The organism is Bacteroides sp. 519, assembly GCF_010500955.1.
In the GTDB taxonomy this organism is placed as follows: Bacteria; Bacteroidota; Bacteroidia; order Bacteroidales; family Bacteroidaceae; genus Bacteroides.
Genome location: NZ_QVMJ01000038.1, coordinates 12,892 through 28,450, shown reverse-complemented (window position 1 = coordinate 28,450; position 15,559 = coordinate 12,892). Strand labels below are relative to the sequence as shown.

The window sequence follows — 15,559 nt, the reverse complement described above, 5'->3', positions numbered from 1 at the left end:
ACAATTGAGAGACTATTCTTTTCCGTATTAACTACGAATATACAACACTCGGAGAAATAACGGATCATTAATGATGCAAATATACGAGGCACAGAGGTTGTAAATAACTTGTGTTTTATATCATGTGTTCAATGTTTTTAGATGTTAATACATATTTGCATATGTCATTGGTTTTTTGTATCTTCGGCATAGCATAAGATAGCAGATATAATACGGGAATGTTGGTAGTTTGAAATTACTCTCATTCCCGTATTTTGTTTTTGTAAAACTACAGAGTTTTCTTTGGCAAACTACAGACTTTTCCATGGAAAGCTACAGAGTTTTCCAAAGAGAACTACAGACTTTTCTGAGGAGAACTACAGAGAAGCAGGCTGATAGATCAGAAAAAATATTTGCAGTGAATGGTTACAGGAAAACCAAGGGTTAATAATATATAAAAGAGCAAAAACGCAGAGACACAGAAATACTGAGCTTTTTCCTTGGGTAAAATCGGTTAGTTGGTGTTATCTTTGCACAATAATTCAATCAAAAATGAATCAAGATACAATTTGCGCCATTGCTACAGCACAAGGAGGTGCATTAGGAATCATTCGCATTTCCGGAAACAATGCTATTGAAATAGCAGACAAGATATTTGTTCCTGCCAAAAAGGACACTACATTATGTACTCAACAAGCTTCTACCCTTACCTTCGGGCATATCTATAACAAAAAAGAAGTAATAGATGAGGTATTGGTTAGTTTATTCCGCACCCCTCATTCTTACACTGGTGAAGACACTGTAGAAATTACCTGTCATGGTTCTTCTTATATATTACAACAGGTAATGCAACTTTTAATTAAAGGTGGTTGCCGCACAGCACAACCAGGCGAGTTTACGCAACGTGCATTTATGAATAGCAAGATGGATCTTAGTCAGGCAGAGGCTGTTGCTGATTTGATAGCTTCGTCCTCGGCAGCTACTCATCGGTTGGCAATGAGTCAGATGCGTGGAGGATTCAGTCAGGAGTTGGCACAGCTACGTGGCCAGTTGTTGAATTTCACTTCTATGATTGAGCTTGAGTTGGATTTCAGCGAAGAAGACGTAGAGTTTGCCAATCGCGACGATTTGCGGCAGTTAGCCACAAATATAGAAACTGTTATTTCCAGACTAGTTAGCTCATTTAGTGTAGGTAATGCTATAAAAAATGGAGTGCCAGTTGCTATCATTGGTGAAACCAATGCTGGAAAATCGACCTTACTAAATGTGCTGTTAAATGAAGATAAAGCCATTGTAAGCGACATTCATGGTACTACCCGCGATGTAATTGAAGACACCATCATTATTAATGGTGTTACATTTCGTTTTATTGATACAGCAGGTATTCGCGATACTACAGATACTATTGAAAACCTGGGTATTGAACGTACTTTCAAGACAATAAAACAAGCAGAGATTATTCTCTGGGTTATTGACAGCAAGGACGCCACCGGGCAAATCAGCACATTATGGAATAGAATATTGCCCTTAGCAGCAGGTAAGCAACTTATTTTTGTTATCAATAAATCAGATCTTATCACCCCAGCAGAAAAGGAACACATTGTTTCTGTTATTACTCCTGTTCTGCCAGAAAACAGTCATTATATATTTATTTCGGCAAAAGCCAAACTACATACCAATGAGCTACAGGATGAGCTAATCGAGGCTGCCCACTTACCAACAGTAAGTCAAAACGATGTGATTGTTACAAATGTACGTCATTATGAGGCTTTAGTTAAAGCGCTAGAAGCCATACAAAGGGTACAACAAGGATTGGAAATGAATATATCAGGAGACTTTTTGAGTCAGGATATCAGAGAATGCACTCATTACTTGTCTGATATTATAGGGGAAGTTACTAATGATTCGGTTTTGCGGAATATATTTGAGAGTTTTTGTATCGGAAAATAACGCCTTAGAATTAACTGTAAACAACGGTAATCAACCAGCAATAAGTCTCTCATTTTGAGGGACTTTCTTCGTTTTAACACTTATCCATCACTTTTTGTTAGTACCCGTTTTTCACCCTATTTTCGTACCGTATTTCTACCGCGAAACAATTTTGCGGTGAAGCCCGATGTCACACTGAGGCATTAGTTGACATGTGTTGACAATGGTTTACGTATGGTGACAGAAAGTAGGCGAAATTAAAACAAATAATGGTATGGAAGTAAAGCGAACTTGTCAATGGTGTGGTAAGGTATTTATTGCCCAAAAGACGACAACGAAATATTGTGGTCTTCAATGCGCACAGCGTAGTTATAAACAACGTGTACGTGAGAAAAGAGACGAACTAAAAAACAGTCAGGAACTCTTACGTCCTATTGTTGCTTTGGAGGGTCAGGATTACTTGACCTTTTCCAAAGTGGCAAGCCTGATGGGTACAAGCCGACAGTATATCTATAAGTTGGTAAAGCAAGGCAAACTACGTGCATCCAGATTGAGTGAAAGGATGTCTTTCATTCGTAGGGCAGACATCGAACTGATGCTAAAATCCAAACCATACGAGCGTATTATACCCAAAGAAGAGATAAATATAGCAGAGTATTACACCGCCGAAGAGATTGCAGAAAAGTATAAAGTCAATGCCAAATGGGTATGGACTTTTACCCGACAAAACCAAATTCCCAAAACACGTATTCGAAAGTTCAATTATTATAGTAGAAAACATATTGATGCTGCTTTTGCCAAATATGAAGTTGATACAGAGTTATCCGAATGGTATACGCCCGAAGACATAGTAGAGAAATACAATATGACTCGCAGTGCTATCCGAAGTCAAGTTTACCGGAACAATATCCCCTCCAAAAAAGAACATGGAAAGATATTTTATTCTAAATACCATTTCGACCTATCAAAATCAGAAAGTCTATGTAAAGAGGAGTATTACTATACCGTACAAGAAGCTATGGCAGAATTCCATTTAACAAGGGATGCCGTTTATGGAGTCCTGCGGTTTCACAATATTGAAAGAATAAAAGCCGGCAGGTTCGTGAAGTTCCTCAAAATTGAATTTGATAAGGTAATGAGAATTTAGAAAGGATAATAATATCTCTTTAAATGATATAGAACTTATTCCCAAATGAAAATTCTCAGCAAAACATCATTCAAGACCTTTACAGCAACAATCAAGTATTAATTATAAAAAACAAGAAACTATGTTCGAATGTAAAACTGTAACACTTAGAACTCGCCCCATCAAACATGGGCAATTATCTTTCTATCTGGACTATTATCCAGGTTATAGAGACAAAGAAACAATGAAAGTAATCCGTCATGAGTCTTTAGGCATCTACATCTATGAGAAACCCAAAAACCGAAGGGAACGTGAATTTAACGAGCAAATGACCGAAAAGGCAGAAGCTATTCGTTGCCGCCGGTTCGATGCAATAGTTAACGAACGATATGACTTCCTCGACAAGAGTAAGCTTAAAGGTGACTTTTTAGAATATTATCGCCGTCAGCTACGCAAGCATGACCAGAAATGGAAATTCGTCTATATCCACTTCAGCAATTTTGTAGGAGGTAAATGTATCTTTGAGGAAATAGACATCGACCTTTGTAACAGATTTAGAGAATACTTACTAACAGCCAAAAAGCTAAAGAGCAAAAAAGACACCATCTCTCAAAATTCTGCTGCCGGTTATTGGTCCACATTCCGGGGATTCCTCCAAGATCTGTATCGCGCCAAACTGATACGTAACAATGTTAACGACTTCTTGGATAAAATCGAAACGGAAGATGTTGACAAAGATTTCCTTACCCAACAAGAACTGTGCAAATTAGCAGAAACGCCATGCGATATACCCGTTTTGAAAACAGCTTCGCTATTTGCGTGTCTTACCAGCTTGCGTATCAGTGATATTTTGGCTTTACGATGGGAAAACATTCAGGACTATTACGATGGGGGCAAGTATGTAAAGATTATCACGCAGAAAACGAAATCCATTGATACTATCCCTATCAGCAAAGAAGCATTGGAACTTATAGGTAATACTGGCGAGGGAATTATATTTAAAGGACTCAAACGTAGCATGACACAAGCACCAATGAAGAAATGGATAAAGTCTGCTGGAATAACTAAAAACATCACATTCCACAGCTACCGTAGAACCTTTGCAACTTTGCAAGCAGCAGCCGGAACGGATATTATCACCATAGCTAGTATTATGACGCACAGAAGCATTTCTACCACGCAACTCTATACAAAAACCGTTGATGCTAACAAGCGTAAAGCCTCTTCGAAGATCACGCTTAAACGACAAGAAGAGTAATAGGCACAAACAAATCAAGACAGATATCCTGAGTATGATTATGGGTATGATTTAGATGGAAACCATTTAATTAGTGTAAAGATTCTGTTGTTATTGAGAAGTAATAAGTATTAATTGGAACTATGCAGATAATTTTGTCTGACTATTTTAAATCCAATTACTTACAGTTATGACTATCAAGGCAACAGAATTTACACTATTTTGGCTTATGCCAGGCATTGCTTTTGGGAGTATCGCTTTATTAGCATCTTATAAAATTGGCACCGATTTCAATCACCATTGGCTAATTGAATCTGGTGTCTTTCTTATTGTACTTTTTTTATTGTTAACCATTTACTGGCTGCTACAAACAACATTTTCAGATGTTTTCTTTTCGAAAGCAAGCCCCACTCTTCTTCCCCTTTCAACAGACAATGTGCCATCGACTCTTCAAGACATTAAAATACAGAAAAACAGAAACCTTATCTCTGACACAAACTCCCCTATCGATAGAATTGTCAGCACTTGTCTGCATAAATCAGTCTTGATAGAAAGCGAAAAACAACAAAAAGCTAAATTGGATAAACAGAGAAGAACACTAATTCTTGTGGAATATACCAATGCAGTCCTGACCAACCACATGAAAAAAAGTCATTTAGAAATCATTCTGAAAAATGTCAATCTGTTTGCTACATCACCCGAAGCCAATTTTATTCCTATTGAGACGGATGGTTCTCTTAGCACGGCCGACCTTCGCCACTTCGCATGGAACATCGGTAAGAGATTGGGCTATGAACGAATGACACAAGCCAAATTCATCAAACAATGTTTTCCAAAGGAATTTATGAACTGCGAACTGCCTACTATCATCCGCAATCTTTCGGATGAAGTCTCATCCATTATAAAAATAGACAAACCCGATAAAGGAAGCTATGACTTTCATTGGGAAGCAATAGGGCTTGTCAACCCATTAGGTATATCTTCTGACAATCCTCCAATGGAGGTAACCTAAACTTATTTGGAAATGATTCCATGCTTATTCTAATCTTTGTATATCAGCATAAGGTCATTGAATTCCTTTACAGCGTTTACAAAAATAAATTATAATGAAGAACGAATTAACATTCAACGACCTTCCAATGGTTGTAAAGGAACTCTGCAACAAGGTTGAGAGTTTAGAAGAGACGCTGTTAAAACAAGTAACAAATCGGTCTGTTCCTATGTATGAAAATCGCCACACTCCAATGACTTCAGAAGAAGCTCGCGAGTATCTAAAGATGCCAAAATCAACTTTTTACTTCAAAGTAGGTAATGGTGAAATACCAGCCGTTAAGCAGGGTAAACGTTACTACCTTTACAAAGACGAACTGGATCAATGGTTGGAAACCGGCAGAAAAAATGCTCCTGCACTCTCTGCCGAAGAGATGAATGCTGCAATCTTGGCTTCTCACAAACGAAAACCTAACGCTACAAACTATTGAAGTATATGGAATACGGAAGGGAAAGAAAGCCAATGAAACAAGAAGATGTCTGGAAACTATGGCAACAGTCAATTCTTAGCATTACCAGTAATTATGAGAAGGCTCCGGAAGTATTAAAAATAGACGATATAGTAATCGGCACATTAGGTAATTTCAGCGCATCTATTGGTAAAGCTAAAAGCAAAAAAACATTCAATGTATCTGCAATTGTAGCTGCCGCCTTAAAAAACGGTATGGCATTGAATTATTCAGCCTCGTTTCCTGCCGACAAGTCGAATGTCATCTATATAGATACAGAACAAAGTTCCTATCATTGTTTAAAAGTAATGAAGCGAATACTTCGATTGGCAGGACTTTCTACAGAAGACAACTATCCTTATTTGCAATTTCTGGCATTACGCAAAAACACACCAGAAGAAAGAATAGCCATCATTGACGAAGCAATTTATAAAACAAACAATGTAGGATTAGTTGTCATTGACGGCATTAGAGATTTGGTTTACGACATTAATAGCCCTAGTGAATCGACCTATATCATTTCCAAACTTATGCAATGGACTGATGAGAAACAAATTCACCTTCATACCATCCTCCATCAGAATAAAGGGGATGAGAATGCAAGAGGACATATCGGCACAGAACTAAGCAACAAAGCGGAGACCATTCTCCAAGTTGAAAAGGATAAGGCAGACTCAAACATCAGTAAAGTCGAAGCCGTTCACATTCGAGCAATGGATTTCAAACCGTTTGCTTTTCGTATCAACGAACAGGCATTACCTGAAATTGTAGAGAATTATGTAGTGGAGAAAACGAAAGTAGGTCGCCCATCCAAAGACCCATTCGATCCATATAAGGAAATTAGGATAGAGCAGCATGAGATGGCTTTAATATCTGTATTTGCGAAGAAGGAAGTTTATGGCTATGAAGAATTGCAAGAGGCATTGGTTGAAGCATACAATGACGTAGACTATCCGATTGGGCGCAATAAAGTCACCAAGGTTATCACATTCCTCAGGAATAAGCGAATAATTCTGCAAGAAAATGGTAAGAAGTATTCGCTCAACCCGAAGAGGCATTACTAAGCCCAAACACTTTACTTTATTCTCTGTGCCTATATATTAAGATTAACTAAAGCACTATCTTTAAATATGGATGGAGTTCCCAATTTGAGAGCTCCATCCATACACTTTTCAAGTCAACTATACACGCAGCTTGCTGCCACTTTAGTGCCTTTTCCCATTGCAAATTTTGCAAATGGGGTATTAGGCTACCCCACTGATAAATCAGTGTGATATTGGGCAAGCCTCAATATGTTTCACTTGACCTATTGAAATGTCATAACGTCTTTGGAGTATTCAATATACAAGAATAGTATAGGGATAATAAAAAATGAAACAAGCCAAGTCTCCTAAAGTTTCCCTGTTAGCAACCTGTAAAATGCAGAAAGTAGCCTTGAGCATGGTTCAACAATATAATAACTCGATTGTCGAGAGAAAAATCTCCAAAAAAGATAAAATCGCACCTATTATCAATTTTTCTCAATCCCTGTAGCAGGATGTCGTTCCGGATGCTGCCACTTTCCTGTTTGTTCGTATAGCCGTTGAAAAATTATCCATTGTTGGCACCATGGAACAAAAGTATTGTATATGTTCTTTTCAACATTCCATTCATCGGTATCAGGGTCATACAGACATAAACGCCCATCATCAGGATAGATATGCTGTGGGTCTTCTATTCTAGGAGAAACAATCCAAGCTTTAGGGGAGAATCTACCATCATAAACTATCCTAAAATGTATATTTTCCCCCATAAGTATATAGTGGACATGGCACACCAGTTTAGAAGTATTCTTTTGAGAGATAAGCTCACAGCGGACAAAAGAGCGGTCATAGTTCTTTTCCAACAATCTTTTTTCATGTATTATACGAAACAAGGCTGCTTGATTATACATCTTTTTAATGCCGTTATTAAGGTATTTCATCATCCTCCAAAGTTTGTATGAGCTGAATGTTCTATACCATTAGACGCTTGAATTTCACCTGCACGAGATGTTTTTGCTGCACCACTTAAAATCGTTGAAGCTATTGTGGATAAACCTTTTAATGATTCATCATCTTTATCCTCTCCTAAAGGAAAGCGATCCCCCAAGTGCTTACGCCATAATTTACTTGCTTTAAGCTGATTGGGTTCATCAATTGCTTTATCTGCATCATCTATGAAATTTTGCAGATTGTTCAAGAAGTTGTTTTTCTTATCTTCATCATAGCTATTAAACATGTCATCAAAAGGCTGAGCAGGCACAATGCATTTGAAATTCTTATCTAATGTAGACTTTATTGCTTTCAATGTATCACGCACAGCGATATCATCTCTATTATTCTTTTTCTGATTATTGGTGGCTAGGATAGTCATTGATAAACCTGGAGGCATTTTACCGCGTACTTTATCACACCATGCTTTTAGATACTTTACTATCTGTACTAATTGTGGGTTATCTTTCTTCTTGCCATTAAACCAATCAACAACACCACGGGGGTCACTGTCCTCATAATCTCCACTGCGTACGGCCAAATGTGGGTTTTCCTTTTTATCGTCAATATCATCCTTATAATATACAGGCAGATCTATATGATATTTTGCCTTGTACTCAACTCTTACACATTTATTTTTTCGTATAGGTGTAGCATCTGTTGTTCCATTAACCGCATCGAAAATCCAATTTTGTAGTGTAGCACAAGAAACACCTGGGTTGGGAGATATATAAACGCCATCATCCAAGTCACATTCATCATCTTTCGTACGAATGGTAGTTCCCATTTTATATGATCCCTGTATATAAAAATAAGGGGTATAACCTGAGTGTTTCTCCTTGAAATTATTCTTAATACGTGTACGCAAATTCTCTCGCGATGTCATCATACTAGATTGTTTACTTGAAGTAATTGCTAATTCTTTTCTAAAATCAACAAATAAGTTGTGACTGTTTGCCATATTATAAAGTTTTTAGTGGTTGAAAATCATTTTTCTTTTCTTGAAGAAATCTTCTTTCTATTTCAGCTCCATGCGTTCTAAATAATTGTTGTGCGATAGAATTCATGATTGTCAGCGCATGATTACTGGTATCATCTAAATCAATAGCCTCCCCTTTATTGAAAGTATATTGAATACGAAAGTATTCAAAGCTTTCCTGGTGACAACCGGCAACCCCTCTTTTCAGCAGAGACAGTTTATTGTCTATATCTTCTGACTGGGCTGATGCCATGGCATTATAAAGACGGATTCCATTTTTATTAAGCGGATTTGTCCAATACCTTGGTCCCATTTTTTTAGGATGAATACGTGTGGTAAAATTGTCTAACCCCGTACCAAGTGACAACAGTGAGATTTCATGTAAAGAGACTTTAAGTGCCTCTGTAGCCTCAATTAAACCAATATATGCAGGATTGTTAGCCACTAATCCACCATCTACCAAATTATTAAAGGTTTGTTTGTCACTTGTACCTTTATTTGTATAAGTAAAGCTATATGGTTCAAAATACGCCGGAGCAGCTGCCGTTGATAACGCAGCATCAACTGCTGGAATTTGATAATCCCGAAATATTCCTTCCGCATGGGCAGTCTTAAAAACATGGATCTTTCCATGCTCTGCATTATAGGTCGGTATCACAAGTCTTGTTTTTGCATGACCTAAACGGGTGTCGCCATCACGAGTACATTTATTGTATGTTTGCTGTAATAGCGCTTTTAACTGGTTCCTGCTATAGAATGGCTTATTGGTAAAGAAACAATGTAGTTTATTTAGCATAGTCCTTCGTTTGCCCGGGAATATATCGTTGCCGTTTTCTTCATAAAGGTTCAAAATCTCTTTAGCCGTTAAACCCAAAGCAAGACCAATTGCAATTATCCCACCTGTAGACGTACCACAAATTAAGTCAAAATAATCCGCTAACCTGGCATTTTCTCCATCACGCTTCATCAGTTCTGATTCCAAATCTGTCAGTAGCTTGCACGGAATGATACCGCGTATACCTCCTCCGTCAATACTCAGAATTTTAAATTTCTTTTTACCGCTTACACATCCTTTTTGTTGTACTCCGCTCATTAATTATATTTTAACGTCAGTCCTATTCTGACCTTTAAATGATTTATGAACAAAAGTATACTCTTCCTATGCAGTCTTTCTGCATAGGAAGAATAAAAACAAAAGAAATGGGCAAATATTAATCTGCCCATTCCAAATCCCGTAATAAGTATTCTAATTTTTCTTCTTCGGTATATTCTCTTCCACAATCTTCTTAAATGCCTCCGCGCAATGTTTTATGTCTTCAAACTCCTGGAGCTTTCGTCCGATAAGTCCAGTACTCGACCAATCATCATAATTGTGAGCATAGATACCTGTATTAGCTTTGTCAAGAAACTCATGAGTAAGTACTGCAGGCAGATTATTCAACTGCATCTTGTCTATTATGCTTTTAAAATATGCATAATCTCCATCAATAATAAAACCAAAGTCTGCGGTAATGCGGTAAATAGATTCCCAGTGACGTTGTTTTGAGAATGTTGATTTCTTAGGATTATAACCCAAAAGCTTCACGATGCATTTTTTTAAGATCTCTATGCGCTTTTCTTCCGGCAAATCTTTTATATCCACAGCTTCTGCCGCCATGCAACTATACTCTTCATCGTTATTTATAGTATATAATCTGGGAGTATAATTAGTCGAAATTGATACTGAAGGGTTCGCATTATCTGAGGTTAGCCCGTTCACATCATGTCCACCCATTTCCAAATCTGTGATAGAGGAACCGGTCGCGTAAAAATACATCGTTATGATGATGCTTATAGCTGCGTCTACCTCTTGTTCTGAGGCTGTAGGCGAGATATGCGATTCGGTGTTACGCCAGCCTTTCACCAATAGGAGATATCCATACAACTGTTGTTTGGCTGTATCGGTACTATACTTCAAATTCCAAAGACATCTATGGGCGTAAATCACATCTTTCCATGTTGCATCACCGCCGTTGCGTGGTTGTATTTCATCGTTGCGCATCAGGTAATAAAGTTTTTTCAGATAAGCTTCAAACTTTGTTACGAGCAGGTTGAATGCCACAAACTTATCTACAATGGTGACTTTCTTTCCATATAGATTGGTGAGCGCGCGCATGATGAACATGCCTACGTTATCAAGTGAATCCACTGACTTTTTTTCAATCACATAGAATACACTATTGAGCACTTCGTTCCGGGAGCGCATAGTAGGCGCTACATCTGAAAGTGTAGTTGATAGGATTTCGTTTACTTTGCTTTTTATGATCTCTATGTCGAAAGGCTGTTCGCTTTCTACCGGTTGGGTGCTATCCGTAGTTTCCCCGGACTGTTCTGCTGCTGATGATGATTCTTCTGCAGTAGTAAACTTTTCATCGTCACTGAGATACGCTTTTAAAATTCGTTCCCTGCTACTGCTATCGAGAATAAATTCTCTAAGAATTTGATCGGCTTTAGGCATGACGAGACGAGAGGCGATTGTTTTGCTCTCTACTTTAGCAATAAATTCACCTGTTTTTGTCAGGTTCAATGTGTTTTTCAGCTTATCAAACTGACTGAACTCGTTCAGGTTTTGTTCATTTACACCCCTGTTGAGTATTTGTTCAAGTTGGCTTGCATTTACATCTGTGGCTTCGGCCAGGATCATAATTTGCTTATGAAGTTCGAGGAGTTGATACTCTGTGATGTAGTCGTATATGGTCTTACCGGGGGAAAGGTGTAAGTCGCCCGACTGAATGTCGTGTAGGATGACCATTGCCGTACGCTGGTCCTTCTGGGAAAGCGTGGCAAAAGTTTTGTGCAACTCTTTCGAGGCTTCCTTTGTGAGTTCGCTCCCTGGTCCGGAGGTGTAGAGATTCTTAATGAACTTTACAAACTTCGAGTTGATATATTCCGCATCGATGGTTCCTGCACCTGTTTCGGTGATATAGGTATCAACCGGATAGTCGAAATCATAACTCTCGCCATTCGTGCCTCTTCCTTCAAACAGTTCACGATAGCGTTGCAGCAGGGTGAGATAGGTCTGTTCGTCGAGTTCCATCTTCACATGGGTATAGGTATCGCCATGCTGAAACTTATACTCGCTTTCCTCCCACAAAAATCCTTGTAATTTGGCCGCTTCGAGCAAATGAGTCATTTGGCTGAAGTCACGGGCAAACATATTTCTGTCCTCACGGGTGTCGGGCAATCGCTCGAAGTTAGCGATTTCATGCGAGCGGAAGATATCACGTATGTGCAGGAACCGTTGGTTGATATTGGCGAGGTTGCCTTCCAGCTTATCAACAAACACCCCGAGCGGACGATCCACATAGACTTCGAGTGCGTCGTTGATGTTTTGCTCCATGGTGTAAGGAAAAGAGTAGTAGCGGATGATGCCGAAAGGTTTGTCGGGTCCAAACAGACGGTTGGTGCGCGAGAAGGATTGGATGAGATCTACATACGTCATCAACTTATCTACATAGAGTGTGTTCACCCACTTCGAGTCGTATCCCGTAAGCATCTGTGTAACTACGATGAGCAGGTCTATCTGCTCATCGTGATCGTGCTCTATGCCGATATAGGGTTTCTTGTGGGCCAACCGCTTTGCTATATCTTTTTTGTATTTTCCATAAGTGGAGAGTTGGAAAGTCGTAGCGTATTTATGGTTATAGTCTTCGAGCATTTCCAATAGGGCATCTTCTTTGACTATGCCACCATCGGAATTATCAATGCTGCTGTCGAACAGGGCAACTACGTTCAGTGAAGGATAGCGTTCCTTGAATAGCTTATAGTAGGCGATGGCTTCAGGTATGTTTTGTGTAGCAAGGATTGCATGAAATTTGCCGTTCTTGCTCAGCCGGTCACGACTACTCACAATGTCGGCTGCCACAGCCTGATGATGAATGTCTTGTTGGTAGATATTCTTAGGCAGATAGTATTCAATTCCACGTTTGGTCTGACCGTCTTCAGTGTAGATGGAAGGCATCTGCAACTCATCTATGAATTTATTGTATATAGCCATCTTCGCCTCATCACCTTCTATCTCTTCGATGCGTTTCACCTTCAAATGTGCAAAGGCTGCTTTTTCGCGTAGCTCGTTATCATCGTAAGTATTTTCGCGATACACATCAAAGCCCAGCACGTTTTGGTCTGGTATAGCATTAGCAATGGTGTATTTGTGGAGCATGTCTCCAAAAAGAGTTTCGGTCATGATCTCGTGGTGGGCATTTTCCTGAAATACGGGTGTACCGGTAAAGCCGAAGAGTAGCGCGCGGGTAAAGGTATTTTTTATCCCGATCAGCATCTCGCCAAATACGCTGCGATGGCACTCGTCGATGATAAATACCAGCCGTTTGCGACCAATACTGTCTATTTCTGTTTGCGAAATGCCGTTTTTGGAGTTGATATTGGACATCTTTTGAATGGAGGTCACGATAAGACGGTCGTCTGGGTCGGTACTTTTTAGTTTGCTAAGCAGAATGGCTGTGTTTTGGGTATCTTGTACAGCTTCGTCTTCGCCTGCGAAGCCCCGGTATTCTTCGAGCGACTGTGTACTCAGTTCGATGCGATCCATCAGAAACACCACCTTATCGGCATCGCCTGAGTTGGCTATGAGTTGCGCCGATTTAAAACTGGTCATAGTCTTGCCCGAACCAGTGGTGTGCCAAATGTAACCACCCCGGTGTTGGTGAATATCCCAATTGGTTTTGTGTGTTACGTCACTTATTCTATTGACAGCAAAATATTGGTAGCTGCGCAGCACTTTCAGCACCTTGTCTTTATCGTCGGCAATGGTGTAGAAACCTACGAGTTGGTGTGCCATAGGAATGCTGAGCAAGTCGGCTACCACGCGTCGCCAATCGTTTATGGTGGTATTATTGAAATCTGCCCAATGAAAATAATAATCGGAATTGAAGTTTTCTTCCGCGCCGGGATTGGCAAAATAGAGTGTTTCTTCGGGTGTCATGGCCACGAATATCTGTATCATCTTGAAGATGCCGCTACCGAACACGCCTTCGTGGGTGTAACGCTTGATCTGGAAGGTGCTCTGGCTTACATCCATCCGCGAGCGTTTCAGTTCCACGTGGATTACGGGCATACCATTAATCAGGAGCATCACATCGCCCCGCCGCTCGCCGCCTAATGGATGGGAGGCTTTAAACCGGGGCTGGCGCGCTATTTGGTAGCGGGTTTGTCCGGCGCTGATCTCGCGGGCATCGAATATTTTGAGATATACATCTTTGCCACAGTTGTTGGTGTCGGCAGGGTTATCCCGCTTGATACACACTTGTCCACCATTGATCAGTTTATTCACGGCATACGGGCTGTCGCAAAGATTCACCTGATCGATGATTTGTCGCATTTCGCTATCGGTCAACGGGGCATTACCCAGCTTAGAGATGTCACGGTTGTTGCCGTAGATGATAGCTGCCCAGTTCTTTACGAGGTCGCTCTCGGTGGGTTGCACAATTACATTGCTCTCCCAACCATGATGTGGCAGAAGGTCGACAAGTGCTTGTTCAAAAGCACTTTCTCTTACGAAGTATTGCGTGTTGACTGTATCGTTTGACATATATTGATTCTTATTGGTTATACAAACATTTTATCTAAGCAGGCGGACTTGATTTGTTTTAGTTTATCAAGACGTTGGGTTTCTAAGGAGATTTGGATGTCGAGGGAGCGGAAGAAATTGGCGATTTGCTGCTGTTCCCTTATATCCATTGGATATAATACTTCAATTTTACTAAAGGCAGGATATTTCAAGTTCCAATTATCGGACGTCAAACCCTGAGAATTTATTCTAAATTGTTTAAGCAAAATCTCTGACTTAAAAAGATAAGCAAAGAATTCAGATATCACTCCTGATTCTGGAATTAAAACTGTATAGGCAGGACTTACTATTCCTTCATATGGAGACCATCCACTTGCTCCTTGCCACATACGCATAGAATTATAGGCTATATCATTAATTTTTACAACTTTATAACGTGATTTATCGCTGTTAGAATTATCGAATCTGCCGTTTTGAGAAGCTTTAATTATACCTTGATTCATTGTAACAGAGAGCATTTCTCCATAGATATTAGATTCTATCCTTTCTTTGAAGATTCTCCCCATCTTTTTCTTTGCCCATTCTCCTTCAAACCCTTCAAATCTAACACGCGGCTTCGTTTCCCCTGACTGTGGAAACATAGATTGAAGAAATGCAGATTTTAATTGCTTCAAACGCTCTAATTTATATGTGTTATTAGATATAAATTCATCAATTTGATTAAATAATTCAGACAATATCTTTTGCTCTTCGAAAAGAGGAATATACACTTTTAACTCTTTTAAATCTTTATATGACAATGTTTGCCTGAGACCATCACCCATTTTATAATAGATTTTCGTAATTACATCATAATAATGAAGTAATGTAAATAAATATATTGGTAATATTTTATTCTTATCACATTCTATACAAATATATGCAGGTGTTATAATTCCTTCCTGTGTTGAAATTCCTACTCTCAGACTCTTTTTGTCATTTTGTAAGTCAGTCACTCTGAATACTATAATACCATCTTTAACTATTTGGTAGGTGTCAAAAGAACTAGGCAATAGCCCTTTCTTAGATTCTATATCCTTCTGTACGATTTTCCCATAACTAAGAGACAATAAATTTGGGTGGTGAACTGATTTATTTGATACTTTATAATTATCAGCAACGTCACTTAATTTGTACTCCTTCCAAGCTTCCTTAAACCCTTTGAATCTAACCATTGGTATCAAATCTGTCAT

The 15,559-nt window shown here is 39.2% G+C and carries 11 protein-coding genes; 6 read left to right on the top strand and 5 right to left on the bottom strand.

The window, feature by feature from the left end; genetic code table 11:
* Positions 1-531: 531 nt before the first annotated feature.
* The 6 genes from mnmE to D0T85_RS20360 all read left to right on the top strand — a co-directional run bounded on the left by mnmE (position 532) and on the right by D0T85_RS20360 (position 6,834).
* Entirely contained in the window at positions 532-1,929 is a 1,398-nt protein-coding gene (gene mnmE / locus D0T85_RS20385; RefSeq protein ID WP_163215359.1) for a tRNA uridine-5-carboxymethylaminomethyl(34) synthesis GTPase MnmE, read from the top strand.
* 253 nt (positions 1,930-2,182) lie between these two features.
* Complete coding sequence (locus tag D0T85_RS20380; RefSeq protein WP_163215358.1) at positions 2,183-3,055, top strand: helix-turn-helix domain-containing protein; 873 nt, start codon at positions 2,183-2,185, stop codon at positions 3,053-3,055.
* A gap of 121 nt (positions 3,056-3,176) precedes the next feature.
* Positions 3,177-4,292, top strand: a complete 1,116-nt coding sequence (locus D0T85_RS20375; RefSeq protein WP_163215357.1) for a tyrosine-type recombinase/integrase — start codon at positions 3,177-3,179, stop codon at positions 4,290-4,292.
* Positions 4,293-4,461: 169 nt separating this feature from the next.
* A complete protein-coding gene (locus D0T85_RS20370; RefSeq protein ID WP_163215356.1) occupies positions 4,462-5,283 on the top strand; it encodes a hypothetical protein in 822 nt (273 codons plus the stop codon).
* A gap of 91 nt (positions 5,284-5,374) precedes the next feature.
* Positions 5,375-5,752, top strand: a complete 378-nt coding sequence (locus D0T85_RS20365) for a helix-turn-helix domain-containing protein (protein ID WP_163215360.1) — start codon at positions 5,375-5,377, stop codon at positions 5,750-5,752.
* A 5-nt stretch (positions 5,753-5,757) separates the two neighbouring features.
* The gene (locus D0T85_RS20360) at positions 5,758-6,834 is read left to right on the top strand and encodes an AAA family ATPase (protein WP_163215355.1); all 1,077 of its coding nucleotides are present in this window, start codon (positions 5,758-5,760) and stop codon (positions 6,832-6,834) included.
* A 446-nt stretch (positions 6,835-7,280) separates the two neighbouring features.
* On the opposite strand, the gene D0T85_RS20355 is transcribed toward D0T85_RS20360, so the two are convergent.
* From D0T85_RS20355 to D0T85_RS20335, 5 genes are all read right to left on the bottom strand, one after another.
* On the bottom strand, positions 7,281-7,736 hold the full coding sequence (locus tag D0T85_RS20355) for a hypothetical protein (RefSeq protein WP_163215354.1): 456 nt from the start codon (positions 7,734-7,736) through the stop codon (positions 7,281-7,283).
* Positions 7,733-8,743 (bottom strand): cyclic GMP-AMP synthase DncV-like nucleotidyltransferase, encoded by a 1,011-nt coding sequence (locus D0T85_RS20350; RefSeq protein ID WP_163215353.1) that lies wholly within the window; start codon positions 8,741-8,743, stop codon positions 7,733-7,735. Before D0T85_RS20350 ends, D0T85_RS20355 begins: the two co-directional genes overlap by 4 nt.
* A 1-nt stretch (position 8,744) precedes the next feature.
* A complete protein-coding gene (locus tag D0T85_RS20345; protein WP_163215352.1) occupies positions 8,745-9,854 on the bottom strand; it encodes a CBASS cGAMP-activated phospholipase in 1,110 nt (369 codons plus the stop codon).
* 153 nt (positions 9,855-10,007) lie between these two features.
* Positions 10,008-14,348 (bottom strand): type I restriction endonuclease subunit R, encoded by a 4,341-nt coding sequence (locus D0T85_RS20340; RefSeq protein ID WP_163215351.1) that lies wholly within the window; start codon positions 14,346-14,348, stop codon positions 10,008-10,010.
* A gap of 17 nt (positions 14,349-14,365) precedes the next feature.
* The gene (locus tag D0T85_RS20335; RefSeq protein ID WP_163215350.1) at positions 14,366-15,559 is read right to left on the bottom strand and encodes a restriction endonuclease subunit S; all 1,194 of its coding nucleotides are present in this window, start codon (positions 15,557-15,559) and stop codon (positions 14,366-14,368) included.

Excerpts from the sequence above, each read along its gene's own strand:
- D0T85_RS20370 (WP_163215356.1), top strand. The coding sequence starts at position 4,462 with ATGACTATCAAGGCAACAGAATTTACACTATTTTGGCTTATGCCAGGC.
- D0T85_RS20345 (WP_163215352.1), bottom strand. The coding sequence starts at position 9,854 with ATGAGCGGAGTACAACAAAAAGGATGTGTAAGCGGTAAAAAGAAATTT.
- D0T85_RS20375 (WP_163215357.1), top strand. The coding sequence starts at position 3,177 with ATGTTCGAATGTAAAACTGTAACACTTAGAACTCGCCCCATCAAACAT.
- D0T85_RS20380 (WP_163215358.1), top strand. The coding sequence starts at position 2,183 with ATGGAAGTAAAGCGAACTTGTCAATGGTGTGGTAAGGTATTTATTGCC.
- mnmE (WP_163215359.1), top strand. The coding sequence starts at position 532 with ATGAATCAAGATACAATTTGCGCCATTGCTACAGCACAAGGAGGTGCA.
- D0T85_RS20350 (WP_163215353.1), bottom strand. The coding sequence starts at position 8,743 with ATGGCAAACAGTCACAACTTATTTGTTGATTTTAGAAAAGAATTAGCA.
- D0T85_RS20340 (WP_163215351.1), bottom strand. The coding sequence starts at position 14,348 with ATGTCAAACGATACAGTCAACACGCAATACTTCGTAAGAGAAAGTGCT.
- D0T85_RS20355 (WP_163215354.1), bottom strand. The coding sequence starts at position 7,736 with ATGATGAAATACCTTAATAACGGCATTAAAAAGATGTATAATCAAGCA.
- D0T85_RS20360 (WP_163215355.1), top strand. The coding sequence starts at position 5,758 with ATGGAATACGGAAGGGAAAGAAAGCCAATGAAACAAGAAGATGTCTGG.
- D0T85_RS20335 (WP_163215350.1), bottom strand. The coding sequence starts at position 15,559 with ATGACAGATTTGATACCAATGGTTAGATTCAAAGGGTTTAAGGAAGCT.